The following is a 23206-nucleotide window of genomic DNA, read 5'->3' as shown; positions in this document are numbered from 1 at the left end:
TTTGCGTGCAGATCGGTCCTACCGTCAGCACTAGTTCTCATCTCGACCATGGTGAGCGCGTGTGGGGCGTCGGCTGAGCCGCCTGTCGGTCCATCTTCCTCGTCGCCGTCGGCATCTCCGTGTGGCAACGCAAGTGATGAGATGCTTCGAAACTACTCCGCAACCAGCGCGAAGTCGATGAACAGTCTAACCAGTGTGATCGTGCTCGGGCAGGCCGAAAGTGTGAAGGCGATCCAGACCGCGCAGGACTACCCGGCCACGGAGTTTGGCATCCGTTCTTCGGCTGCGATCCGTGGACAGCTCCCGAGCGGCTTCCGTGGGCATACGTACGGAACCGCGCAGTGTCCGATGCCTGGATTCCCGAAGATCGCGGAGGGGACATGGGCGGCGTACTTCCTCGGGGAGGCTGATAAGCGCCTGCAAGTTGTTGGAGCGGTTGCCCTGGACAAGGCGGACGTGGACCAGTACCTCGCGAACCCGCGTGTGGTCACCCCGAAGATGCAGAAGCTGCTCACCGACATCGGCGGCAAGTAGTTGTAGAACCGCGTCGAAGTCGATCGACTTCTCGGTGACGAGACCGAAAACGTCGGCCCTGCGCGCTACCGTGATCCCATGCCGGCCTCGCCCGCTCACCTGCTGTCCGTGATCCCCGCTTCGATGAACGCGGAGGTCGAGCAGTTCCTCGACCGCGCGCACGCGTTGGACCTGGTGCTCAGCCGCGACGATATCGTGTACAGCTCCATCGAAGGACTCATGATCGACGGGATGCCTGCCCACGCTGCCAAGCCCCGCGAGGGCTGCTGTGTCAGACCAGCCGAGGTGAGTTCCGTTCGGCCTGGGAGCCGCATCGAGGACGCGAGAAGCGTGGGCTTCGCGATGTGCGGATCACCGACCGCAAGATCCGCCCGATGTTTGAACAGGCGCTGACCGCCTGCGAGCACGGGATGAGTGCTCGGGACGCGGGCGTGCGGAATGCACTCCCCGGGGATGATCGCGAGAAGGGCAAGGGGAACCGCCAGAATGTGGGCTGACCAGGGCCGCAGCCGAAACGGGAGAACCCATCGAACATGGGGCTCAACTCGACACTGAAACGAAGGGTTGCTGGTTCGAGTCCAGTTGGGGGAGCAAGAATGCCGCCTCTTCGGAGGCGGCTTTTCTGTTTCCTGCACCGTGGTGCCCGCCCACGGCCTCGCAGGCGGCCGCGGCCCCCAGCATCCCCAGCAGGACGACGTCCACGTCCCGTACGCGCCGCAGCTGCGGGCTGAGGGCGTCCGTCGGGCCCGCGAGCGCGAGGAACGAGGCCACCGAGGCCGCCCCCGTGGCGATCGCGGGCCATCGGCACCGCGGGTCGGCAGCACCGGCGAGCAGCGCGGCCCCGACCAGCCCGAAGAACGTCGCGCGATGCCGCAGCAGGAGTTCCGTTCCCGGATCCGCGACTCTCACGCCGTATGTGCGCTCCACGCGGCGGCGGGAGCGGGCGGCGGTGGCGGGGAGAAGGTGCGCGATCCCCACTGTCGCGAGCAGTGCACTGGTGATGCGGTGTGTGGTCACGGGCGTTCCTCCGGTCGTCGGCGAATGATGCTCCTAGCATCGGAGAGATGACCGCGCCCTCGCTTCCGGAAACGTGCGCAGTTCCCGGCGTGCTCTGGGTCTCGCCCGCGACGGCGCTCTACTTGGGGCCGGCCCTGGGGCTCGCGGCCCATTCTGCGTCCGTGCACTGCCTGGTCGTCGGGATCGACGGTCCGCTCGAGGTGGAGGTGGGATCGGCGAGCGTGGTAGCACGCAGTGTGCTGGTGCCGCCGCGGACCGTCCACCGCGTCGTCGCGGCGCCGGGCTCGCGGATCCTGTTCTGCTACAACGACGCGACCGCGGCGCGGGCTCGCGAGCTGGCGAGCCGCATGACCCGAGCGGGCCTCCTGGCGACGGCGCACCGCTCCGAGGCGGAGCTGTTGCGCCTGTGTGCTGCGCCGAGGCCGTCCGGTGTCGCGCTGTTCGACGCCGCCTTCGGAGCCGCGGCGCCGCCCGAACCCAGGATCCGGCGCACCGTCGAGCGGATCCGCTCCGATCCGGCCGGCAGCGCGGCCGCGCTGGCACAGGCCGAACACCTCTCGGCGCACTACCTCCTGCGTCTCTTCGGCAGGGAGACCGGCACGAGCCTGCGGCGGTACCGCCGCTGGGCGCGGATGCTGCGCGCCGCCGAATCGATCGCGGCGGGCTCCGATCTCACGCGCGCCGCCGCGGATGCGGGTTTCGCGTCGCCGTCGCATTTCAGCGATGCCTTCCTCGCGATGTTCGGGCTCACCGCGACCGCCCTGCTCGGCACTGGAGCGCGTCTGATCGTGGCCCGCGAGCCGATCGGGTGGGCGCGATAACCCGGTGGTCGGCCGCGCCGGCGGCGGCCATACTGTGCGCATGGCGACCCAGTACGAGCAGATCACCGACCGGCTGCAGGAGTTCATCGCGGACCAGCAGATGTACTTCGTCGGCACCGCCGCACCCGACGGCCGCGTCAACGTCTCCCCGAAGGGGCTCGACTCGCTGCGCGTCCTCGGGCCGCGGCGCGTGGTCTGGCTCAACGGAACCGGCAGCGGCAACGAGACCGCCGCGCACCTGCTGCGCAATCCGCGGATCACGCTGATGTTCTGCGCTTTCGAGGGCAAGCCGCTGATCCTGCGGCTCTTCGGGACGGCCCGCGCGATCCACGAGGGCGATCCGGAGTGGGCCGACCTCGTCGCCCTGTTCCCGCCGATGCCCGGCGCACGCAACGTCTTCGACACGACCGTCGATCTCGTGCAGACCTCGTGCGGGTTCGGCGTACCGCTCTACGAGTACGACGGCCAGCGCACGCTGATGCGTTCGTGGGCCGAGAACAAGGGAGACGAGGGCATCGAGCGCTACCACCGTGAGCGCAACACCCACAGCATCGACGGCTTCCCGACGGGAATCCCCGTTCGGTAGGCCGGCGAACCGGCGACGCGGTCAGGCGGCCTCGTCGCCCGCGTCGTCGGTCTCGCTGGTGTCGCTGCCGGCCTTGTCGCCGTCACCAGCCTCCGTGGTCGCGGACTCCGACGGCGCCGTCTGTTCCGGTGCCTCGGCCGCAGGGCTCTCGGTCGACGATGCCGGGTCGGGATCCGCCACCGGGGTGGATGTTTCGGGCTCGGTCACCGGGGTGGACGGTTCGGTCGTGGGCTCGGGGGCCGGCGCCGGGGTGCCCGGCGTCGTGCCGGCGTCCTCGTCCTCCGGCGCACTCCGCAGGCGTGCCAGGAGGTCGGGGAAGGGCTCGCCGCCGTTGTCGATGCTGTGCTCGCCGCCGCTCTTCGCCACCTCGTCGGTCGAGTCCGTGCTGATGGTCTCGGAGGTCGCGGTCCGGGCGGCCGTGCCCGCGTCCGTACTCGTGGCAGTGCCGGGCAGTTTCGCGGACTGCTCCGAGGCCTGCTTCGACAGGTCCAGGATCGCCGAGGCGGTCTTGTTGATCATCGGCCCGTACTGCTGCGTCGCAAGGTCCGAGATCGGCGTGAGCACGACCGACGAGAACACCTCGTAGACCGGCCCGAACGCCGTCATGACGGGCTTGATGACGGTATCGAGGCCCACGAGGTGGGTCAGCGAATCGGCGCCGAGCGGAGAGGTGACGCCGGTGACGATCTGACTCAGCGGATCGGTGGGCAGGACTCCGGGCGGGATCAGGCCGGCGCTCGAGTTCGGCCCCGTCTGCTCGCCCACCTGGAACAGGTTGTCCGAGAACAGCTTGATGCCGAACAGCGACGGCGAGGTGATCCCGGCGCCCTCCACGCCGACGTTGAATCCGCCGAGGCCGTAGAGGATCGGCAGCGGGACGCCGAGCGGGTTCTGCAGGAGCAGCAGGTTCTGCCCGTTGTTGAGGTTGATCCCGTTCGTGCCGATGTAGTTGCCGGTGGTCACGTTGATGTTCGTGAAGCCGACGGGGAGAACGGAGTTCACGTTAGTCATGGTCAGGCCGATGGGGGAGTAGACCCCGTTGCCCGTCGGCAGCAGGACGTTCGCGCCGAGCGTTCCGGCCTTGACGAGACCGAGCGGCAGCTCCACCCCGGCAGCGCCGATCGGGACCGACAGCACGGTCTCCGATCCGCCGAGCCAACCGGGGATCTTCAGCGCCGCAGTGGGAGCCGCGGCCCACCATCCGGCCTTGGCGCCGAGCGGGAACGTGTAGGTCCCGTCGGCCTGCGGGAGCCAGACGGTGCCCGACGGCAGGCTCCCCTCGGGCAGGATGCTCAGCGGCCCCAGTGGAATGTCGGGCAGCCCGGGGATGGGGTTGGGGATGACGAACTTCTTGAGAGCCAGGCCGCTGGGTGTCTGGACGAAGGTGTTGAGGACGTTGGTCGTGCCGCTCAGCTGTAGGAGCTTCCACGCGTAGGAACTGGTGAATTTGCTCTGGGTCGCGGTGAGCCCGTCGACGATCTCGCTGAGTGCGGGCAGGTCCTCGATGTACGGCCCGATGACGGGCAGGCCCAGCGCACCGTCGAGGACCGACGCCGCACCGTTGAGCAGGGACGCGCCCGGCATCGTCGTGGGGAGGATCTTCGACAGATCGAGCTGAGCGCCGCCGGGGAGTACCACGTTCGGCACGACGCCGGGCACTCCGGTGGGAAGGTTGAGCCCCGCGATGTTGCGCAGCACGTCCGGCAGGCTCGAGATCTTGGTGACGTCGACCTTCGTGAACGACGAGCCGAACGTCGGCAGGATCCCGCCGGCCTGGGAGGCGATCGGGTTCCAGGCGGAACCGACGCTGCCGGTGACGTTGTTCGCGGCGCTGAGGAAGTTGTCGAGCGCGTGCGAGTAGTCGCTGATCGCCGCGCTGTAGTCCGGCGGGGTCGCGGTCGCGGCCTGGGCCGGCGCACCCATCAGGCTGATCCCCGCGGTGGCGCCGATGGCGGTCGCGGCGACGGCGGTGCGCTTGGCGGCCAGCGCCGAGGCCTTGCGATGCTTCGCACTCATGATGGGGGTTCCTCTCGAACGAAATGCAGACACCGAAATCGGACATCCGCGCTGAGGATATGACTGTCCAAGCTGTGAATAACTCACTTTGTGCCACAGCAAATTTGAGGAACGGGCGTTGCGTGTGCGCGCTGTGCCACAGTTCAGGGAACCTCGGTTCCGCTACGGGTGCGCGATAGGCTGAGCGGAACGAGTGGAAGGACGTGCATGAGCCTCGCGGAACTGGCCGAATGGCCCGTCGACAATGCGGCGGGGGCATTGCTGCGGACCGACGCGATGCGCACCGTCGACGTGCACGGCGATGTCGACCAGACGTACGAATTGGCTTCCGTCACCAAGCTTCTCGTGGCGTACGGCGTGCTCGTCGCGATCGAGGAGGAGGCGGTCGGTCTCCGGCAGCCCGCCGGTCCGCAGGGGAGCACCGTCGAGCATCTGCTATCCCACGCCTCGGGGCTCGCATTCGATTCCGCGGCGGTACAGGCCGAGCCGGGCGCGCAACGGATCTACAGCTCCTACGGCTACGAGGTGATGGCGCGGCTGATCGAGCAGGAGACGGGCATCGCCTTCCCGGACTACCTCCGCGAGGCGGTCTTCGAACCGCTGGGGATGCGCAGCTCCGAGCTCGCCGGCCCGGCGGGCCACGGCGCCCGGTCCACGGTGGCGGATCTCGCCCGGTTCGCGGCGGAGGTCGCCGCGCCCACGCTGCTCGATCCGGCCACCGTCGACGGGGCGCGCTCCGTCCACTTCCCGGGCCTGCCCGGCTTCGTCCCCGGCTACGGGAAGTTCGCGAACAACACCTGGGGACTCGGCTTCGAGGTGAAGGGCGACAAGCGTGCGCACTGGACCGGGACGCGGAACTCGCCGCGCACCGTCGGGCACTTCGGGCAGGCCGGCACCTACCTGTGGTTCGACCCCGATCTGCAACTCGCCGCGGTGATCCTGACGGATCGACCGTTCGGCGCATGGGCGAAGCCGCTGTGGTCCGAGTTCAACGACCGGCTGATTTCTCAGGAACTTCAAGGCGTGTAACTGGCGCAACACGCGCATCATGGTGCACAATGGCTTCATAACTACATCGATGTGATAAGGCCGCAGCTGGTGGCACTCGCGTTTCGACAGGTGGCTTGGGGAAGACGTCCTCGTCGAAACGAAGAAGGTGGCAACCATGCAGCAGCTGAGTCAGTTTGCAGAGGTGACGACGGGAGTCGTCTGGATTCACGCCGCACCTGCTGCACTGTGCCCGCACGTGGAGTGGGCACTGTCGAGGACCCTCGACGCCCGGGCCACCCTCAAGTGGTCCGCGCAGGAGGCCGTCCCCGGCATGCAGCGTGCCGTCGTCGACTGGGTAGGCCCGGTCGGCAGCGGTGCGCGGATGGCGAACACCCTGAGGGAGTGGAACTCCCTCAGGTTCGAGGTCACCGAGGACCCCTCCGAAGGGGTCGACGGTGAGCGGTTCTGCTACGCCCCGGGACTGGGGCTGTGGCGCGGCACCATGAGCGCGTCCGGCGACACCCTGCTGGGCGAGGCGCAGCTGCGCTCGATGATGCTCGAGCAGGGGCCCGAGGGCATGCAGACCGCCCTCGACTCGCTCCTCGGTACCGCCTGGGACGAGGCGCTCGAGCCCTTCCGCATGGGCGGCCAGGGCGCCGAGGTCACCTGGCTCTCCCAGGCCGTCAGCTAGACCTGCCTGAAACCCGGCCCGGGCGGGCGAGCGCGGCGCTTCGGCGACGGCGCCCCGCCGGGACCGGGATACCGCGGAAGAACGGAAAGTCGTCGCACCGATCTGCCACCATCGGAACATGGCACTCTCCGCGTCCGCGAAACAGGAATTCCTCGCTCAACCCCACGTCGCCGCATTCTCCGTCGCCGAAGCCGGCCGCGGCCCGCTGACGGTCCCCGTCTGGTACGACTACGAGCCCGGCGGCAAGCCGTGGATCACCATCGCCCCCGGCTCCCGCAAGGCGACCGCCCTCGCCGCGGCCGGTCGGTTCTCGCTGATGGTCGACACCGTCGAACCGCGCACCATGTACGTGAGCGTGGAGGGCCCGGTCGCCGAGTCGCGCCCGTCGACGGACGCGGAGATCCGGGCGATGGCGGCCCGCTACCTCTCCGGCGCTGAGCTCGAGAAGTACCTCGAGTTCGCCTTCGGGCAGCTGGGGGAGCACCTCACTGTGGTCCTCGAGCCCGAGCACTGGCTGGGTGCCGACCTGACGATGTAGTCCGCGGCAGGATCCGCCGCCCGCGGCAGAAATCTCCGCTCGCCCCGCGAATCCGCACGGCGAGCGGACACTTCTGCGGGGACCGGCGATCTCTGCGGCGGGAGGCCGCCGATGGGTGACGCCGGGAGACGCGAAACCGGCCGCCGGGGGATCCCCGACGACCGGCCTCTCGAAAAACGTCTAGTACTTGCCGAAGGCGAGCGCCACGTTGTGGCCGCCGAAGCCGAACGAGTTGTTCAGGGCGTACTCGATCGCGCCCTTGCGCGCCTCACCGTGCACCACGTCGAGCTCGATCTCCGGATCCTGGTTCTCCAGGTTCAGGGTGGGCGGGATGATCCCGTCCCGGATCGAGAGCACCGTCAGGGCGGCCTCGAGGGCGCCGACGGCACCGATCGAGTGGCCCAGTGCGCCCTTGGGCGCGTAGATCGCCGCGTCGGTGCCCACGACCGCGTTGATGGCCTTGGCCTCGGCGAGGTCGCCGATCGGCGTGGCCGTGGCGTGCGCGTTGATGAAGGCGATGTCGGCGCGGGTCAGGCCCGCCGTCTGCATCGCCCGGTTCATCGCGCGCGCGGCGCCGCCGCCTTCCACGTCGGGGGAGACCATGTGGTAGCCGTCCGAGGTGATTCCGGCACCGAGCAGACGGGCGATCGGCTTCGCGCCGCGCGCCAGAGCGTGCTCCTCGGTCTCGATGATCATCAGGGCCTGTGCCTCGCCGAAGACGAAGCCGTCGCGGTCCTTGTCGAACGGACGCGAGGCGGCCTGCGGATCGTCGTTACGGGTCGAGAGAGCGCGCATCATCGCGAACGAGGCGATGGGCGGCGAATCGATCCGGCCCTCCACGCCGCCGCAGACGGCGATGTCGGCGTCGCCGAGCACGATCTGCCGCCAGGCGTGGGCGATGGCCTCGTTGCCGGTCGAGCAGGCCGACACCGGGGCGATGGCACCCGCGCGGGCGCCGATCTCCAGCGCCGAGACGGCGCAGGCGCCGTTCGGCATCGACATCTGCACGGCGAACGGCGAGACCTTGCGGACGCCGTGATCGCGCAGGGCGTCCACGGCTTCCACCATAGTCTCGCCGCCGCCGAGCCCGGTGCCGACCACCGCCGCGAGGCGGGCCGGGTCGACATCCGGGCGTCCGGCGCCGTCCCACAGCCGCTTGGTCATCACGTGGGAGACCTGCTCGACGTAGGACATGCGCCGCTTCGACACGTGCTGCTTGCTGATGTCCCCGGCGTACTGGCGGTCGGGCCGCTCCGGTACATCGTCCGACGGGTCCGACAGCAGCTGGCCGCCGAACCGCACTGGAAGATCGGGGATCTGGACGCCGATGAAATCACCCTCGAGCGGACGGATGCCGCTCTTACCGGCGAGCAGTCCCTGCCAGGTGGAATCGGTATCGACACCGATCGACGTCGTCAGCTCGATGGCGGTGACGACCACACTGGGGAACTCACCCCCCAGCGTCGAGAAATTCCTCAGCGAAGGCAAGGGCTTACTTGCCCTTCTCGGCCTCGTACTTGCCCTTGAGCTCGGCAGCCAGGTCGGCGTTCTCGGCCTCGAGCTTCTGGATGTACGCGACGGCGTCGCCGACGGTCTTCAGGCCCGCGAGGTCCTCGTCCGGCACCTTGACGCCGTACTTGTCCTCGAGCTGCACGGCGATCTCGACCATGGAGAGCGAGTCGATGTCCAGGTCGTCGATGAACGCCTTGTCCAGGGTGACCTCGGAGGGCTCGATGCCGGTGACCTCTTCGATGATCTCGGCGATGGCGGCGACGATTTCGTCCTGGCTGGTGGCCACAGTGGGTCCCTTTCCTTGTGTGACCCGACCCGCGATTTCGCGGAGACGGGAGTCTTTCGGTGCGACGACGGGCGTCGCGGTGTCTGACGGTACCGGGCGGTCCGTTCGGTGGTCTGCGTTACTGCGCGGAGGCGAGCAACTCGGTCAGGTCGGCCGGGGTCTTGACGGCGACCTGCGGCACGCCCTTGAGCTCGCGCTTGGCGATGCCCACCAGCGCGCCGGCCGGCGGCAGCTCCACGACCATCGAGACCTCGGCCTCGCGCATCGTGGTGGTGCACAGATCCCAGCGGACGGGCCGGGTCACCTGCGCGACGATGGCCGCGAGGGCCTCGGCGCCCGAGGTGACGGGCTTGCCGTCGCGGTTCGACAGCAGCGTGAGCTGCGGGTCGCGCGGAACGATGTCCTGCGCGGCGGCCGCGACGGCCTCCTGCGCGGGAGCCATGAACTCGGTGTGGAAGGCCCCGGCCACGGCGAGCGGGCGCAGGCGCGCCTTCTCGGGGGCGTTGTCGGCCAGCTTCGCGAGGTTCTCGACGGTGCCGGCGGCCACGATCTGCCCGGAGGCGTTCATGTTGGCCGGGACGAGGTCGAACGACTCGAGCGTGGCGAGCACGTCCTCCTCGACGCCGCCGAGGACGGCGGTCATCGACGTGGGGACCAGCGCGCAGGCCGCGGCCATGGCGCGGCCACGGATCGCGGCCAGGCGCACGGCCTCGTCGGCGGTGATGACGCCGGCCACCGCGGCGGCGGCGAGCTCACCGACCGAGTGCCCGGCGACGACGGTGTCGGCCGGCTGGACGCCCATCTGCTCGAAGGCGAGCAGCGCGGCGGCCACCACGAGGGGCTGCGTCACGGCGGTGTCCGTGATCTCGTCGGCCTCGGCGATGGTGCCGAGGCGGACCAGGTCGAGATCGGCGATCTCGGACCAAGCGCGGAGACGCTCCACGGCAGAAGGCTGATCGAGCCATGCGGTCAGCATGCCGGGCTTCTGGGAACCCTGTCCGGGTGCGAGCAGTGCAATCACGTGTTCCAGGAAACACCCCGGGAACCTGAAAAGAAGGTGTTGGAGCCTGAGAACCTGACTCATCGAATTTGTGGGGTTTCCACAAAAGTGCTGCTCAGCGAGTCCTGCCTGTTACCAGAGTGTTATATGTGACTGGATTAGTTCAGCGAGATGTCTGTGATCCGCGTCATAGCGGCGGGGGTGAAACGCTCCGGATTGGCCGCCGCAAGACGCCCGATCGTGGCCGCTACCCGCAGGACGAAGGCGTCGCGCGGGTCCTGCGGATCGCGCCCGGTGATCTCCGCGATCTTCTTGAGGCGGTACCGCACCGTGTTGGGGTGGACGAACAACTCGCGCGCGCAGGATTCGACCGCTCCGCCCGAGTCCAGATAGGCGTCGAGCGTGTCGGACAGCGCCGAGCCCGCCTCCTCCAGCGGCTTGACCAGGAGCTCGTACAGGGTGCGCCCTGCGTGCGTGTCGCCGATCAGCGCACGCTCGGGCAGCAGCTCCCAGCTGTGCACGGGGCGCGGGGCGCCCGGCCAGCCGGCGACGGCGTTGACGCCGGCGATGGCCTCGACGGCGGACGCGTGCGCATCCTCGAGGGTGGGGGTGGTGTGCCCGATCACCACGGGGCCGTCGGAGAAGTGCGGCATGAGCGAATCCGCGAACGGGTCACCGGAGGTGACCGCGCCGCTGACGATGACGACCAATTTGGTGCCTTGCACAACGGCGAGGGCCGAGCGGCCGTGCGAGCGGGCGGTGTCGTGCACCGAACCCGCCACCGAGACGTTCTGGTCCGGCGGGGGATTGCCGACGATGACGGTGGCCGACGCCACGGGGTCCCAGTTCAGCGCCGCCGCGCGGGAGAGCAGGTTGGCGCCGGTGTCGCCGCGGACCACCGCGTCGACGACCAGCGCCTCCATCCGTGAGTCCCACGCGCCCCGCGCCTCCGCGGCCGAGGCGTAGATGGACGCCGCGCCGAAACCGATCTCCCGGCCGTACCGCAGCACCGCCTCGGTCAGCGCGATCAGCTGGTCCTCGTTGCGGGCCAGTAGCGGCAGCCAGCGCTCGAAGAACTCCATCGCCACGCGGACCATCTCGACGGTCTGCAGGAGCGAGACCTTGCGGGCCAGGTCCTGCGGCACCGTCTGGAACGAGGCGACCGTGTACTCGACGTTGCTCGGGTTCTCGATCCACTCCGCGAAGTTCACGACGGCCGTCTGCACCACCAGCTGGATGGACGCCCGCTGGCTGGCCTCGAGATCCGCGAAGTACGGCAGCTGCTCCTCCATGGAGCGCACCGCCTCCGTCGCGACCCTGCCCGAGTACTGGCGGATCCGGGCCAGGATCGCCTCGGGCAGGACGTCGCGAGGCTCGGGTCGCTTCCGGTTGAAGCTCCCCTTCCCCGGCTTTCCGGGGAGGGGGAACGAGCCCGTATCGGCGGTCATGGAGTCCTAGGCTACGCCGGGGTCCGATGTCTGCTTCGGGGCGGCGAGCACGTCGTCGATCCGGTACCGCTTCGCGGCCTCCGCGGCGACCGAGAATTCCAGCGCTCCCTCGCGGGCCAGGCCCAGCAGAACGGCCACGACGATCGACTCGGCGTCGACGTTGAAGTAGCGCCGCGCGGCGGGCCGCGTGTCGGAGAAGCCGAAGCCGTCGGTGCCCAGGGTGATGTAGGTGCCGGGGACCCACGGCCGGATGAGGTCCTGCGTGCCGCGCATGAAGTCGGACGCCGCGACCGTCGGGCCCTCGGTCCCGCCCAGCACCGCCGTCACGTGCGGGGTGCGGGGCTCGGCCGCCGGATCGCGCAGGGCCGCCTTCTCCGACTCGATGCCGTCGCGCGAGAGCTCGACCCAACTCGTCACCGAGAACACCGAGGCGGAGACGCCCCACTCGTCGGTCAGCATCTCCTGGGCCTTGAGCGCGTCCGGCATGGTGACGCCGGAGGCGAGGATGTTCGCCTTCTTCTCGTGCGCGCTCTCCGCGGGCTTGAACAGGTACATGCCCTTGAGCAGCCCCGCGACGTCCAAGCCCTCGGGCTCCGCCGGCTGGTGGATCGGCTCGTTGTAGACGGTGATGTAGTAGTAGATGTTCTCGGGGTCCTCCCCGTACATCCGCCGCAGGCCGTCGATCACGATGTGCGCCAGCTCGTACGCGAACGCCGGGTCGTACGCGACGACGGCCGGGTTGGTCGACGCGAGGACGTGGCTGTGGCCGTCGGCGTGCTGCAGACCCTCGCCCGTGAGCGTGGTGCGGCCGGCGGTGGCGCCGAGGACGAAGCCGCGGGCCATCTGGTCCGCCGCCGCCCACAGGCCGTCGCCGGTGCGCTGGAAGCCGAACATCGAGTAGAAGATGTAGAGCGGGATCATCGGCACGTCGTGCGTGGCGTACGAGGTGCCGACCGCAGTGAAGGACGCCGTCGAGCCCGCCTCGTTGATGCCCTCGTGCAGGATGACGCCCTGCGCGTTCTCCTTGTACGCGAGCATCAGCTGCGCGTCGACCGCGGTGTAGGTCTGGCCCAGGCGGTTGTAGATCTTCAGCGTGGGGAACCAGCTGTCCATGCCGAAGGTGCGGGCCTCGTCGGGAATGATCGGCACGATCCGCGACCCGATCTCCTTGTCGCGCAGCAGCTCCTTGAACACGCGGACGACGGCCTGCGTGGTGGCGACCTGCTGCTTGCCCGAGCCCTTGCGCATGACGTCCACGGCGCTGATGTCGGGCGTGGTGAGCGCCTGCGACCGGGTGCGGCGCGACGGCAGGAAGCCGCCGAGCTGCTTGCGGCGATCCAGCATGTACTGGATCTCCTTCGACTCCGGTCCCGGGTTGTAGTACGGCGGCAGGTAGGGGTCCTTCTCCAGCTCGGCGTCCGAGATCGGGATCCGCAGGTGATCGCGGAAGCCCTTGAGGTCGTCGAGGGTGAGCTTCTTCATCTGGTGGGTGGCGTTGCGGCCCTCGAAGTTGTGGCCGAGGCCGAAGCCCTTGACGGTGTGCGCGAGGATCACCGTCGGCTGGCCCTTGTGCTCCATCGCCGACTTGTAGGCCGCGTACAGCTTGCGGTAGTCGTGGCCGCCGCGGCGCAGGCCCCAGATCTGCTCGTCGGTCATGTCCTTGACCAGTTCCTTGGTCCGCGGGTCGCGGCCGAAGAAGTGCTCGCGGACGAACGCGCCGTCGTTGGCCTTGAAGGTCTGGTAGTCGCCGTCGGGCGTGGTGTTCATGATGTTCACCAGCGCGCCGTCGCGGTCCTTGTGCAGGAGCTCGTCCCACTCGCGGCCCCAGATCACCTTGATCACGTTCCAGCCGGCGCCGCGGAAGAAGGACTCGAGTTCCTGGATGATCTTGCCGTTGCCGCGCACGGGGCCGTCGAGGCGCTGCAGGTTGCAGTTGACCACGAAGGTCAGGTTGTCCAGGCCCTCGGTGGCCGCGATCTGGATCTGGCCGCGCGATTCGGGCTCGTCCATCTCGCCGTCGCCGAGGAACGCCCAGACGTGCTGATCGGAGGTGTCCTTGATACCGCGGTCGTGCAGGTAGTGGTTGAACCGCGCCTGGAAGATCGCGTTCATCGGGCCGAGGCCCATCGACACCGTCGGGAACTCCCAGAAGTTCGACAGCAGCCGGGGGTGCGGGTAGGAGGGCAGGCCCTTGCCCTGATCCTCGTGCGACTTCTCCTGCCGGAAGCCGTCCAGGCGCTCCGCGGGGATGCGGCCCTCGAGGAAGGCGCGCGCGTAGATGCCGGGGGAGGCGTGGCCCTGGATGAAGATCTGGTCGCCGCCGCCGGGGTGGTCCTTGCCGCGGAAGAAGTGGTTGAAGCCCACCTCGTACAGCGAGGCGGCACCCGCGTAGGTCGAGATGTGGCCGCCGACGCCGACGCCGGGGCGCTGCGCGCGGTGCACCATGATGGCCGCGTTCCACCGGATGTAGGCGCGGTAGCGGCGCTCGATCTCCTCGTCGCCCGGGAACCAGGGCTCGAGGTCGGTGGGGATGGTGTTGACGTAGTCGGTGGAGGTCAGCGACGGGATGGAGACGCGCTTCTCGCTGGCGCGCTCGAGCAGGCGCAGCATCAGGTAGCGGGCACGGGCCGGCCCGTGGGTCGCGATGAGATCGTCGAGCGACTCGATCCACTCGCTGGTCTCTTCCGGATCGATGTCCGGTAGGTAGGAGGCCACGCCCTCGCGGATCACGCGGACCCGGTCGGGACGGCCGTCGTTCGACGGTGCGGGATCCTGTCCTGGGGCGGATGCCGGGGTGGTGGCGATCGAGTCTGTCACTGGTGCTCCTCACGGGTCGCGAAGGCGGTGCTGGGTGTTGCCAGGGAGTGCGCGGTGTGTCGCAGATCCCATCCTGCCGCATTGGAAAGCTACTCGACAGTCGTATTCCGCGTGGTGGAATTAAGCAGGTCTGCCGTGCGAGTTCCGTATACCCCGCTTGCGTCGGGGCGCAGGTGCCGTAAGTTGGCACCGAAGAAGTGGTATGCGGGTGGCATCGGGTCGTCCGCGCGAACGCGAGGAGGCTCCCACCGGTGTCCACGAATGGGTCATTCGCCCAGAAGATGGGCCTGCAGCCCGGAAACATCGTGCAGGAGATCGGCTGGGACGACGACACCGACGACGATCTGCGCCTGTCCATCGAGGAGCTCATCGGCGGGGAGATGCTCGACGAGGACACCGACGAGGTGGTCGACGTGGTGGTGCTGTGGTGGCGCGACGACGACGGGGACCTGGTCGACACCCTCATGGACGTGATCACGCCGCTCTCCGACGACGGCTACGTGTGGGTGCTCAGTCCCAAGACCGGTCAGCCGGGTCACGTGCAGCCCAGTGAGATCGCCGAGGCGGCACCGACCGCCGGCCTGACCCAGACCTCCTCGACGAACCTCGGTTCGTGGATCGGTTCCCGCCTGGTGCAGCCGAAGTCCGGCCGCGTGGCCAAGAGGTGACTTCGGCCGAGCTCGAGGGCCCGCTGTCCGTCGGGGCGATCGCGCCGACGTTCACGCTGCGCGACCAGAACAACCGCACCGTCTCGCTCGACTCCTACCGCCGGCGCAAGAACGTGCTGCTCGTCTTCTTCCCGCTCGCCTTCACCGGCACCTGCGAGAGCGAGCTCGGTGGCATCCGCGATTCGCTCCCGTCGTTCGAGAACGACGATGCCGCCGTCCTCGCGGTGTCCGTCGGACCGCCGCCCACGCACAAGGTGTGGTCGGGCACGCAGGGCTACCTGTTCCCGATCCTGTCGGACTTCTGGCCGCACGGCGCGGTCTCGCGCGACTACGGTGTGCTCAACGCCAAGCACGGATACCCCAACCGGGGCACCTTCGTGATCGACCGCGAGGGCGTCGTCCGGTTCTCCGAGATGAACGAGCCGGGGGTCCCGCGCGATCAGTCGCTTTGGGAAGACGCCCTCGCTGCGCTAGCCTCATCCGGCAAGCGCGTGTAGCTCAGTTGGTTAGAGTTCCGGTCTTACACACCGGCTGTCGGGGGTTCGAGTCCCTCCGCGCGCACCATGTGATGAGTCGCGTCATGTGTCACACATGAGTCGCGACAGATGTCACTTTTGGGAAGCCCCCGGCCATCGGCCGGGGGTTTCTGCGTGTTTCGCCAGTTGGTCTTGTCGGGTGCGATGGTGTTGGTCGCGAGGACTTGGCCGGTGTCGAGGTGGATGACGGTGACGGTGGCGTCGTCGATGATGGCGATGACACGTGTGCGGCGCCGATGCCGAGGTGGTGCATTCTGCCGGCGTGGGGAGGCTCGTTTGCCTCGGGGATCGACGTGGTCGTAGCGCACGCGGTAGTGGCCGGCGGGTTGTGGCGTGGCGGGGAGTGCTTGGCGGTGGCCCGGTCAGCGGTGCCGGGGGTAGTGCGTTCGCGGGCGCGGTGTGGTCGGTTCTCGTTGTAGTGTTCGCGGAGCTGATCGAGCTGTTTCTGCAGCTCATCGATGGTGTGGGCTGGTGGTTGTGCCGCGAGGTATCGCTTTTGGGTTTGGTGGAACCGCTCGACCTTGCCTTGGGGCTGAGGGTGTCCGGGGGAGCCGTTCTTCTGTCTCACGCCCAGTAGTGGCAGTAGGTACTCGAAGGCGTTGCGGCCGCCGCCGAATCGGGCGGTGTAGACGCGGCCGTTGTCGGTGAGGGTGGAGGCGGGTGCTCCGTGCTGCTCGACTGCGGCGAGGAAGGCGGTGACGACGTCGGCGCCGGTCACCGGCTGGTGGGCGGTGTAGGAGAGCAGGTAGCGGGAGTGGTCGTCGAGCCAGTTGAGGATTTCGACGTCGGTGCCGTCGGCGAGTCGCCAGTGGGTGAAGTCCGATTGCCAGGTTTCGTTCGGTTGGGCAGCTTCGAACCGTAGGTATGAGCTTTTCGGGCGTTTGCGTGGTTCGGGTGTGATGAGGCCGGCGGTGTGCAGGATCCGGCGGACGGTCGAGGTCGATGGGGCGGCGAGGCCGGCTTGTTCGAGGTGCCAGGCGAGGGTGACTGGGCCTGCGTCGAGGCCTCGGGAGGTCAGGTCGCGTCGGAGAGTGATGATCTTCTCGCGCACTGCGTGTGGTGTCGCGGAGGGGTTGCTTTTGGGACGTCGGGAGCGGGGTTCCGCGGCGTCGAGGCCGGCGGTGCGGTAGCGGGCGAGCAGTCGTCGGAGCTGTCTGCGTGAGTAGCCGTGCTGCCGGGCTGCGTCGGTGACCGAGAGCTGCTGTGAGACGACCTTCATCACTGCGACGCGTGCACGGGACATGCACGGTCACTATCGCCTACCTGACAGGGGTGCGACATATGTCCCGACTCATCGGTGACGTATCACCTGTGACATAAGTCGTGAACCCAGACACCTCCGCGCGCACTCATGGGCTGCAGTCTGCTCGTCAAGTCGTGCGCCAGACGTATCGCCCTGTTATTCCTGGACAGGTGGCGAACTCCCCGCCAAGGCCATGCATTTCACGCATGCCGTCGGAGACCGGTGCCGGTGTTGGGTCTCCGTCCCCGGGGCGTCCGCGTGGTTCACGATTTCGGAGATCTGACCACTACGGGTGCTCGGGAGCATGTCTGCTGCCCCAGAACCCAACATCCTGAATCGCTAGCCGGACCGTAGACTCGGCGGTATGGAAGCCGGTACTGAGTGGCTGGATTCGCACGGTGCGGGACGGGTCGCACACCCCGGCGGCACGTTGCGCGACCATCTTCTGCGGGTAGCGGATAGGCTCGCCGCGTGGCGGCTACCCCAGACCGTGCAGGCCGCAGGACTGACTCATGCCGCTTACGGCACTGCGGGGTTCGACGACGGGTTGATCCCGTTCACTGCCCGCGACGAGCTGCGCGCCGTGATCGGCGAGGATGCTGAGAATGTCGTCTACCAATACGGTGCGTGCGACCGTTCCACCTCGTACCCGCAATTCCCGGGCCGCGCGCCGTTCGTGCTGAAAGACCGTTTCACAGGGCGAGAGCTGACGCTCACTGATGCTGAGACCCGCGCGTTCGTGGCGCTGACCTTCGCGAACGAGATCGACGTGATGCAGCACAATAGCGCGCTGGCACAGCAACACGGCAATACTCTGCACGCACTTGCGCTGACGTCGCAGCATTGGCTCCCACCTGCGGCTCACCCCGACCTGCCGCTCCTGCTGGCTGGGTGACTTTTGCGCGACGCGGGCTACCGGTCCCGGTAGGCCTCCAGGAGCCGTAGCCACACCTCGCTGATCGTAGGGAAGGACGGCACGGCGTGCCACAGCCGCGCGATCGGCACCTCGCCCACGACCGCGGTCGTCGCCGCGTGCAGCAGCTCTGCGACCGCCGGGCCGACCAGGGTCATGCCGATGATCACACCGCGGCCCTCGTCGACGATCATCCGCGCGCGGCCCGCGTACCCGTCCTGGTAGAGGACCGCGCCGGCGACCGAGCCGAGGTCGAAGTCGACGACGGTGATCTCGGTGCCCGCCTTGCGGGCCTGTGCCTCCGACAGGCCGATCGCCGCGACTTCGGGATCGGTGAAGATCACCTGCGGCACCGCCGCGTGATCGGCGGTCGCGACGTGGCGACCCCACGCCGCGTCGTCGACCTCCTCGCCGAGCGCCCGCGCGACGATCACCTCGCCCGCGGCGCGTGCCTGGTACTTGCCCTGATGGGTGAGCAGCGCACGGTGATTGACGTCGCCCACGGCGTAGAGCCAATCGAAGCCGTCCACGCGCAAGGTGTCGTCGACGGCGAACCACGCACCGGGCTCGAGCCCGACCGTCTCCATCCCGATGTCGGCGGTGCTCGGCGCGCGACCGGTGGCGGCCAGCACTTCGTCGGCGACGATCGTGCGCCCGTTCTTGGTCTCGAGGGTGACCACGCCGTCGTCGGCGCGGGTGACCGTCGCCGGGGAATCGCCGGTGATCACCTCGACGCCGAGGGCCTGCAGGCCCTCGAGCACAGCCTCACCTGCGAACGCCTCGACGTTGGCCAACAACGGGGTCAGCGAGACCATCGTGACCGCGGAGCCGAGCCCGGCGTAGGCCGTCGCCATCTCCACGGCGACGACGCCGCCGCCGATGACGGCGAGCCGGTCGGGTGCGGTCTGCGAGCTGGTCGCCTCGCGGCTCGTCCAGGGCTTCGCCGCGCGCAGTCCGGGGATGTCGGGGACGGCGGCGCGGGTGCCGGTGGAGACGACGACCGCGTGGCGCGCCGTGAGGGTGGTCTCGACCCCCTCCGGATCCGTGACGGTGACGCGCCGTTCTCCGGCGAGGCGCCCGATGCCGCGGAGTGCGGTGATCCCCTGCCTGCCGGCCCAGTCGATCTGGCCGCTGTCGTTCCAGTTGTTCACCACGGCGTTCCGGCGGGCGAACACCTCCGCCGGATTCGGTGCGGCGTCACCCGCGAGTGCGCCGCGGACGTGCTGTGCCGCGCGCCGTGCCTCTCCGGGGCGGAGCAGCGCCTTGGACGGTATGCACGCCCAGTACGAGCATTCACCGCCGAACAGGTCGCACTCGATCAGCGCGGCGGTGAGGCCGCCCCGGACCGCACGGTCGGCGACGTTCTCGCCGACGGGGCCGCCACCGATCACGATGACGTCGTACTCGGATTCGCTCATGTTGCACCTCCACAGGCAACGGTACGTCGCCCGTTGGCTCTTCGCTGGAAAAGCAGATGCGTCCGGATCGCGCCGGGGGATACGCTGCGGGCGACCGTGACCGGCCGAAGGAGGTGGGACCAGTGAACGACTCACGCACGCGGGTGCTCCCTCCGTTCTCACGGTCGGCCTAGGTGTCGTCACCAGGAGCGCCGCGCTCGGCATTCCTGGAAGGCACCACCATGAACGATTCCCCTCTCACCCTCCGGCGCGCGGACGACGGCGACTGGCTCGCCGTCGACGGCGACGGCCGCCTCATCGGCCGAGGCGGTCCGGCGCGACGAGCCGGATACGTCAGTATCGATGCTTGGAGCGCAACGGCTTTCGATCTTCTCGCCGCAACGCTCCTCGCCGAACTCCCGTCCCCGTCGTTCACGCTCGTGGCGGACTGTGATCGCGACCTGCTCGCCGCGTGGCGTCGGCACGGCTTCGCCCCGCACCGGCGCGAAACGCTGTATCGCATCCCGCTCGACCCGCCGCCCGCCGTCAGCCCACCCGGGGCATGGCGGGTGCGATCCGCGCCCGGCGTCGCGCCGTTCCTCGCGGTGCACGCCGATCCCGCGGACGCTGCGGCAGTCGCCGTGATCGAGCGGGCCGGAGGGGTCGCGGTCGAGACTTGTGTCGAGCTGGTGCGACGATGACCCGGTCACGCGGCATCGAGGCCGCCGGCACCGTCGTCGAGGGGCTGCGAGACGCGACGTTCCGGGTGGAGCTCGACAACGGCCACATCGTCCTCGCGCACATCAGCGGGAGGATCCGGAAGAACTACATCAAGATCGTTCCGCTCGATCGGGTGCTCGTCGAGATCAGCCCCTACGACCTCTCGCGCGGACGCATCGTCTTCCGGTACCGGAACTGAGCAGGGCGCCGGATCGGTCAGGAATCGAGAAGCCCGCAGGCCCCTGCTGCTCCTAGCGTTCTGGGCATGACGATCTCGCTCTCCACTCCGATCCGGTCCCTCACCCTGGAGGTCGCCGATCCGGCTGCCGCGCAGGCCTTCTACGACACCGCCTTCGGCCCCGGACACGGCCTGCTCTGCACGACCTCCGTGGAACCGTCCGCGGGCTTCCGCGGCGCGGTGATCTCGCTGGTCGTCGCCGAGCCGGCCGTCGTCGACTCCTTCGTCGGGCCCGCCCTCGCGGCGGGCGCGACGGAGATCAAGCCCGCGCGGAGGTCCTTCTGGGGCTACGGTGCCGTCTTCCGCGCGCCCGACGGCACCCTCTGGAAGGTCGCCTCGTCGTCGAAGAGGAACACCGGCGCGCCGCTGCGCGTCGTCGGCGACACCGTGCTGCTGCTCGGCGTCGACGACGTGTCCGCGACGAAGGCCTTCTACGTCGAGCGCGGGCTCACGGTGGCGAAGAGCTTCGGCCGCAAGTACGTCGAGTTCGACGCCGCGCCGGGGGCGGTGAAGCTCGCGCTGTACGGGCGCCGGGCCGCCGCGAAGGACGCCGGGGTGCCGGCCGAGGGCAGCGGCTCGCACCGCCTGCGCATCGACGGGGCGCTGGGGCCGCTCATCGACCCCGACGGCTTCGTCTGGCAGTAGCGGCTACGCGGCCCGCGCCGGGGCCGGCGGCCGGACCGACGGGACGTGCGGCCCCTCGGCGCCGATGATGAAGAAGCGGTTGTTCGCGTCCACCGTCACCCGGTAGATCGCGCCCGGCTCGGGGTCGTTGAAGTACATGGTGGAGTTCCCGGGCTTCGCGGTGCGGACCTCGCACTCCACGACGTAGATCGAGCCGCGCCGACTGATCACCTTCGACGTGTAGCTGGATCCGCCGGCGCCCGCCGCGTGCACCTCGACGGAGGCGGCGTACCCGCACCCCACCGACTTGGCCAGGTCGGCGTCGGTCTTGGGTGCAGCGGCAGCCGTGGTGGGCAGGGCGGCCGCCGCGCCCGCGGCGACGGTGATGGCGACGAGTGCGGTACGACGAGTATTACGCATGACGCACATTAACATGCGGATAATGAATTCTGTCGCGTTACTCCTTGCCGAGGCGGAGCCTGCTCGGCCACCAGACCGTGCGCCCGATGTCGTGGACGAGCGCCGGCACCAGCAGGGTGCGCACGATGAGCGCGTCGAGCAGGACGCCGAAGGCCACGATGAAGGCGATCTGGGCCAGGAAGATCAGCGGGATGACCGCCAGCGCGGAGAAGGTCGCCGCGAGCACCACGCCGGCCGAGGTGATGACCCCGCCGGTGACGGTCAGCGCCCGCAGGATGCCCGTGCGCGTCCCCACGACCATCGCCTCCTCGCGCGCGCGGGTCATGAGGAAGATGTTGTAGTCGATCCCGAGCGCCACGAGGAAGACGAAGGCGAACAGCGGGACCACCGGGTCCGCGCCGGGGAATCCGAGGAGGTCGTTGAAGACGATCGACGAGACGCCCAGGGTGGCCGCGAAGGACAGGATCACCGTGGCCATCAGCAGGATCGGCGCCAGGATCGCGCGCAGCAGCAGGCAGAGGATCAGCAGTACCACGACGGTCACCACCGGGATGATCAGGTTCCGGTCGTGCAATGCGGTCGTCCTGGTGTCGAGGTCGACGGCGGTCGGCCCACCCACGAGCGCATCGGCGGCGTCCACACCCCGGACCGCGTCGCGCAGGCGCACCACGGTGTCCTCGGCTGCGCGCGAATCGGCCGGGTCGCGCAGAGTCGCTCGGAGTGCGACGCGTCCGTCGACGGTCTTCGGCGCACCGTCGGCGCCGGGAACGACGGCGACGCCCGCGACGCCCTCCGTCCCCGCGGCCGCGGAACGCACGGCCTCGAGTGCGCCGGCATCGGCGATGATCATCGCGGGGGAGCCGTCGTCGGTGTCGAAGTGGGCGGACAGCACGTCCTGGCCGCGCTGCGAATCGACGGTCACGAGGAAGGTGTCGGACTCTGCGACGCCGTCGGCGCGGAACTGCGGTGCCAGTGCCGCTCCCACGAGCAGGAGCAGGGTGGTCGCGATCCAGAACCGGCGCGGCTGCCGGCCGATGCGCTGCGCCAGCCCGGCCCAGAACCGGTGCGCCTGTTCGGGCGTCTCCTCGCCGGTCTCCACCACCTCGGGGCGCCGCGGCCAGAAGGCGCTGCGGCCGAGCAGTGCGAGCGCCGCGGGCAGGAAGGTCATCGACGCCAGGAACGAGGCGGCGATCCCGATCGCGGCGACCGGCCCCAGCCCGCGGTTGGAGTTGAGGTCCGAGAGCAGCAGGCACAGCACGCCTGCGATGACGGTGCCCGCCGACGCGGCCACGGGCTCCAGCGTGGCGCGCCACGCCGCGCGCATGGCGGCGTAGCGATCGGCGGTGGTGCCGAGTTCCTCGCGGAAGCGGGCGACGAGCAGCAGTGCGTAGTCGGTGGCGGCGCCGAAGACGAGGATGAACAGGATTCCCTGGCTCTGGCCGTTCAGGGTGATGACGCCGTTCGCCGCGAGGGCGTAGATCACCACGCTCGCGAGCGAGAGCGCCAGGATCGCCGAGACGATCACGACGAAGGGCAGGATCGGGCTGCGGTAGACGACGATCAGGATGGCGATCACCACCGCGCCGGCGACGAGCAGCAGCATCCCGTCGATGCCGCCGAAGGCCTCGGTGAGGTCGGCCGCGGTGCCGGCCGGGCCGGTCACGTACACGGTGAGCCCGTCGGGCGTGCCGCTCGCGAGAGCGTCGCGCAGCGCGGTGACGCTGTCGGCGACCTCGCCGCCGGTGTCGATCGGCACCACCACCTGCAGAGCGCGGCCGTCCTGGGCCCGCACCGGCGGAGCGCCGGCGGGGCCCACCCCGCCGGCGCCGGCGGCGCGGTCGATCGCGCCGGTGACGAACGACGTGTCGGCGTCGGTGATCCCGGACGTGCGCTCGACGGCGACGATCGCGGGGATCACGCTGGTGTCGGTGAAGGACGCCTCGAGCCGGGAGACCTCCGTGGCCTCGGCGGAGGCGGGCAGGAACGAGGTGTTGTCGTTCGACTGCACCTCGCCCAGCTTCCCGGCGAACGGGCCTCCCGCGGCGCCCAGGACGAGCCATCCGAGGATGAGCAGCGCCGGAATGAGCCGGCGCCAGCGGCGGGCGGGGCGATCGGTGGTGCGCGGCGTCGTCATCACGGCGGCTCGTCTCTGTGGGGGTGCGGGGCATAACGTGTGCAGCGGAGATTCGGG

The 23206-nt window shown here is 69.3% G+C and carries 23 protein-coding genes, 1 tRNA gene and 1 pseudogene; 14 read left to right on the top strand and 11 right to left on the bottom strand.

What is annotated here, in order from left to right; translation table 11 throughout:
• The first annotated feature begins 195 nt into the window (after window positions 1-195).
• Together BLQ62_RS15325 and BLQ62_RS23875 are read left to right on the top strand one after the other, a co-directional pair.
• Window positions 196-534: a hypothetical protein gene (locus tag BLQ62_RS15325; RefSeq protein ID WP_068568786.1), complete on the top strand. Its 339-nt coding sequence runs from the start codon at window positions 196-198 to the stop codon at window positions 532-534.
• A 344-nt stretch (window positions 535-878) separates the two neighbouring features.
• On the top strand, window positions 879-1031 hold the full coding sequence (locus BLQ62_RS23875) for a hypothetical protein (RefSeq protein WP_156483209.1): 153 nt from the start codon (window positions 879-881) through the stop codon (window positions 1029-1031).
• Window positions 1032-1074: 43 nt separating this feature from the next.
• Here the strand turns inward: BLQ62_RS23875 and BLQ62_RS15315 are convergent, their stop codons facing one another.
• Window positions 1075-1551: a hypothetical protein gene (locus BLQ62_RS15315; protein WP_068568782.1), complete on the bottom strand. Its 477-nt coding sequence runs from the start codon at window positions 1549-1551 to the stop codon at window positions 1075-1077.
• Between the two features lie 47 nt (window positions 1552-1598).
• Between BLQ62_RS15315 and BLQ62_RS15310 the strand changes: the two genes are divergently transcribed.
• A complete protein-coding gene (locus BLQ62_RS15310) occupies window positions 1599-2372 on the top strand; it encodes an AraC family transcriptional regulator (RefSeq protein ID WP_082756938.1) in 774 nt (257 codons plus the stop codon).
• 40 nt (window positions 2373-2412) lie between these two features.
• Entirely contained in the window at window positions 2413-2958 is a 546-nt protein-coding gene (locus BLQ62_RS15305) for a pyridoxamine 5'-phosphate oxidase family protein (RefSeq protein WP_068530571.1), read from the top strand.
• A 21-nt stretch (window positions 2959-2979) separates the two neighbouring features.
• Here BLQ62_RS15305 and BLQ62_RS15300 read toward each other — a convergent pair whose 3' ends face one another.
• A complete protein-coding gene (locus BLQ62_RS15300; protein ID WP_068568778.1) occupies window positions 2980-4974 on the bottom strand; it encodes a hypothetical protein in 1995 nt (664 codons plus the stop codon).
• A 207-nt stretch (window positions 4975-5181) separates the two neighbouring features.
• Here BLQ62_RS15300 and BLQ62_RS15295 point away from each other — a divergent pair, with 207 nt between their 5' ends.
• The 3 genes from BLQ62_RS15295 to BLQ62_RS15285 all read left to right on the top strand — a co-directional run bounded on the left by BLQ62_RS15295 (window position 5182) and on the right by BLQ62_RS15285 (window position 7193).
• The gene (locus BLQ62_RS15295; RefSeq protein ID WP_068568777.1) at window positions 5182-6003 is read left to right on the top strand and encodes a serine hydrolase domain-containing protein; all 822 of its coding nucleotides are present in this window, start codon (window positions 5182-5184) and stop codon (window positions 6001-6003) included.
• Window positions 6004-6139: 136 nt separating this feature from the next.
• Window positions 6140-6655 carry a DUF3145 domain-containing protein gene (locus BLQ62_RS15290; protein WP_068530039.1) on the top strand — a complete coding sequence of 172 codons (516 nt, stop codon included), beginning with the start codon at window positions 6140-6142 and terminating at the stop codon, window positions 6653-6655.
• 118 nt (window positions 6656-6773) lie between these two features.
• Window positions 6774-7193 (top strand): pyridoxamine 5'-phosphate oxidase family protein, encoded by a 420-nt coding sequence (locus BLQ62_RS15285; RefSeq protein ID WP_068530041.1) that lies wholly within the window; start codon window positions 6774-6776, stop codon window positions 7191-7193.
• A 180-nt stretch (window positions 7194-7373) separates the two neighbouring features.
• Here the strand turns inward: BLQ62_RS15285 and BLQ62_RS15280 are convergent, their stop codons facing one another.
• From BLQ62_RS15280 to aceE, 5 genes are all read right to left on the bottom strand, one after another.
• Entirely contained in the window at window positions 7374-8681 is a 1308-nt protein-coding gene (locus BLQ62_RS15280) for a KasA/KasB family beta-ketoacyl-ACP synthase (protein ID WP_068568775.1), read from the bottom strand.
• Window positions 8682-8685: 4 nt separating this feature from the next.
• Window positions 8686-8991: a meromycolate extension acyl carrier protein AcpM gene (acpM, locus tag BLQ62_RS15275; protein ID WP_068530048.1), complete on the bottom strand. Its 306-nt coding sequence runs from the start codon at window positions 8989-8991 to the stop codon at window positions 8686-8688.
• A gap of 118 nt (window positions 8992-9109) precedes the next feature.
• Window positions 9110-10012 carry an ACP S-malonyltransferase gene (locus tag BLQ62_RS15270; protein WP_082756936.1) on the bottom strand — a complete coding sequence of 301 codons (903 nt, stop codon included), beginning with the start codon at window positions 10010-10012 and terminating at the stop codon, window positions 9110-9112.
• Between the two features lie 137 nt (window positions 10013-10149).
• Entirely contained in the window at window positions 10150-11439 is a 1290-nt protein-coding gene (locus tag BLQ62_RS15265; RefSeq protein WP_068530051.1) for a PucR family transcriptional regulator, read from the bottom strand.
• A 6-nt stretch (window positions 11440-11445) separates the two neighbouring features.
• Window positions 11446-14244, bottom strand: coding sequence for a pyruvate dehydrogenase (acetyl-transferring), homodimeric type (aceE, locus tag BLQ62_RS15260; protein WP_414929941.1), 2799 nt, complete (start codon window positions 14242-14244; stop codon window positions 11446-11448).
• Window positions 14245-14537: 293 nt separating this feature from the next.
• Here aceE and BLQ62_RS15255 point away from each other — a divergent pair, with 293 nt between their 5' ends.
• From BLQ62_RS15255 to BLQ62_RS15245, 3 genes are all read left to right on the top strand, one after another.
• Window positions 14538-14924: a DUF3052 domain-containing protein gene (locus BLQ62_RS15255; protein ID WP_068530056.1), complete on the top strand. Its 387-nt coding sequence runs from the start codon at window positions 14538-14540 to the stop codon at window positions 14922-14924.
• The gene (locus BLQ62_RS15250) at window positions 14921-15421 is read left to right on the top strand and encodes a peroxiredoxin (RefSeq protein WP_068568770.1); all 501 of its coding nucleotides are present in this window, start codon (window positions 14921-14923) and stop codon (window positions 15419-15421) included. Before BLQ62_RS15255 ends, BLQ62_RS15250 begins: the two co-directional genes overlap by 4 nt.
• Window positions 15412-15488 (top strand) — tRNA-Val (locus BLQ62_RS15245). Before BLQ62_RS15250 ends, BLQ62_RS15245 begins: the two co-directional genes overlap by 10 nt.
• A 43-nt stretch (window positions 15489-15531) precedes the next feature.
• Here BLQ62_RS15245 and BLQ62_RS15240 read toward each other — a convergent pair.
• A pseudogene (locus BLQ62_RS15240) lies at window positions 15532-16703 on the bottom strand (IS481 family transposase); the annotation flags it as partial.
• A 364-nt stretch (window positions 16704-17067) separates the two neighbouring features.
• Between BLQ62_RS15240 and BLQ62_RS15235 the strand changes: the two are divergent.
• The gene (locus tag BLQ62_RS15235) at window positions 17068-17598 is read left to right on the top strand and encodes a DUF6817 domain-containing protein (protein ID WP_068568768.1); all 531 of its coding nucleotides are present in this window, start codon (window positions 17068-17070) and stop codon (window positions 17596-17598) included.
• Between the two features lie 17 nt (window positions 17599-17615).
• On the opposite strand, the gene BLQ62_RS15230 is transcribed toward BLQ62_RS15235, so the two are convergent.
• Complete coding sequence (locus BLQ62_RS15230; RefSeq protein WP_068568766.1) at window positions 17616-19034, bottom strand: dihydrolipoyl dehydrogenase family protein; 1419 nt, start codon at window positions 19032-19034, stop codon at window positions 17616-17618.
• A gap of 221 nt (window positions 19035-19255) precedes the next feature.
• On the opposite strand from BLQ62_RS15230, the gene BLQ62_RS15225 reads away from it, so the two are divergent.
• The 3 genes from BLQ62_RS15225 to BLQ62_RS15215 all read left to right on the top strand — a co-directional run bounded on the left by BLQ62_RS15225 (window position 19256) and on the right by BLQ62_RS15215 (window position 20616).
• Complete coding sequence (locus BLQ62_RS15225; protein ID WP_068530064.1) at window positions 19256-19714, top strand: hypothetical protein; 459 nt, start codon at window positions 19256-19258, stop codon at window positions 19712-19714.
• Entirely contained in the window at window positions 19711-19932 is a 222-nt protein-coding gene (gene infA, locus BLQ62_RS15220) for a translation initiation factor IF-1 (protein ID WP_068568764.1), read from the top strand. Before BLQ62_RS15225 ends, infA begins: the two co-directional genes overlap by 4 nt.
• Before the next feature lie 66 nt (window positions 19933-19998).
• Window positions 19999-20616, top strand: coding sequence for a VOC family protein (locus BLQ62_RS15215; RefSeq protein ID WP_068568762.1), 618 nt, complete (start codon window positions 19999-20001; stop codon window positions 20614-20616).
• A 3-nt stretch (window positions 20617-20619) separates the two neighbouring features.
• On the opposite strand, the gene BLQ62_RS15210 is transcribed toward BLQ62_RS15215, so the two are convergent.
• Both BLQ62_RS15210 and BLQ62_RS15205 read right to left on the bottom strand, forming a co-directional pair.
• Window positions 20620-21015 carry a hypothetical protein gene (locus BLQ62_RS15210; RefSeq protein WP_068568761.1) on the bottom strand — a complete coding sequence of 132 codons (396 nt, stop codon included), beginning with the start codon at window positions 21013-21015 and terminating at the stop codon, window positions 20620-20622.
• A gap of 37 nt (window positions 21016-21052) precedes the next feature.
• On the bottom strand, window positions 21053-23149 hold the full coding sequence (locus BLQ62_RS15205) for an MMPL family transporter (RefSeq protein WP_068568759.1): 2097 nt from the start codon (window positions 23147-23149) through the stop codon (window positions 21053-21055).
• Window positions 23150-23206: the final 57 nt, after the last annotated feature.

The sequence above is a fragment of the Tsukamurella pulmonis genome, from assembly GCF_900103175.1.
In the GTDB taxonomy this organism is placed as follows: Bacteria; Actinomycetota; Actinomycetes; order Mycobacteriales; family Mycobacteriaceae; genus Tsukamurella; species Tsukamurella pulmonis.
This window is presented reverse-complemented; position numbering and strand designations above follow the sequence as displayed.

Bases quoted from the DNA above. Each gene is read 5' to 3' on its own strand.
- BLQ62_RS15310 (WP_082756938.1), top strand. From the start codon at position 1,599: ATGACCGCGCCCTCGCTTCCGGAAACGTGCGCAGTTCCCGGCGTGCTC.
- BLQ62_RS15305 (WP_068530571.1), top strand. From the start codon at position 2,413: ATGGCGACCCAGTACGAGCAGATCACCGACCGGCTGCAGGAGTTCATC.
- BLQ62_RS15300 (WP_068568778.1), bottom strand. From the start codon at position 4,974: ATGAGTGCGAAGCATCGCAAGGCCTCGGCGCTGGCCGCCAAGCGCACC.
- BLQ62_RS15295 (WP_068568777.1), top strand. From the start codon at position 5,182: ATGAGCCTCGCGGAACTGGCCGAATGGCCCGTCGACAATGCGGCGGGG.
- BLQ62_RS15290 (WP_068530039.1), top strand. From the start codon at position 6,140: ATGCAGCAGCTGAGTCAGTTTGCAGAGGTGACGACGGGAGTCGTCTGG.
- BLQ62_RS15285 (WP_068530041.1), top strand. From the start codon at position 6,774: ATGGCACTCTCCGCGTCCGCGAAACAGGAATTCCTCGCTCAACCCCAC.
- BLQ62_RS15265 (WP_068530051.1), bottom strand. From the start codon at position 11,439: ATGACCGCCGATACGGGCTCGTTCCCCCTCCCCGGAAAGCCGGGGAAG.
- BLQ62_RS15255 (WP_068530056.1), top strand. From the start codon at position 14,538: ATGGGCCTGCAGCCCGGAAACATCGTGCAGGAGATCGGCTGGGACGAC.
- BLQ62_RS15235 (WP_068568768.1), top strand. From the start codon at position 17,068: ATGGAAGCCGGTACTGAGTGGCTGGATTCGCACGGTGCGGGACGGGTC.
- BLQ62_RS15230 (WP_068568766.1), bottom strand. From the start codon at position 19,034: ATGAGCGAATCCGAGTACGACGTCATCGTGATCGGTGGCGGCCCCGTC.
- BLQ62_RS15225 (WP_068530064.1), top strand. From the start codon at position 19,256: ATGAACGATTCCCCTCTCACCCTCCGGCGCGCGGACGACGGCGACTGG.
- infA (WP_068568764.1), top strand. From the start codon at position 19,711: ATGACCCGGTCACGCGGCATCGAGGCCGCCGGCACCGTCGTCGAGGGG.
- BLQ62_RS15215 (WP_068568762.1), top strand. From the start codon at position 19,999: ATGACGATCTCGCTCTCCACTCCGATCCGGTCCCTCACCCTGGAGGTC.
- BLQ62_RS15210 (WP_068568761.1), bottom strand. From the start codon at position 21,015: ATGCGTAATACTCGTCGTACCGCACTCGTCGCCATCACCGTCGCCGCG.
- BLQ62_RS15205 (WP_068568759.1), bottom strand. From the start codon at position 23,149: ATGACGACGCCGCGCACCACCGATCGCCCCGCCCGCCGCTGGCGCCGG.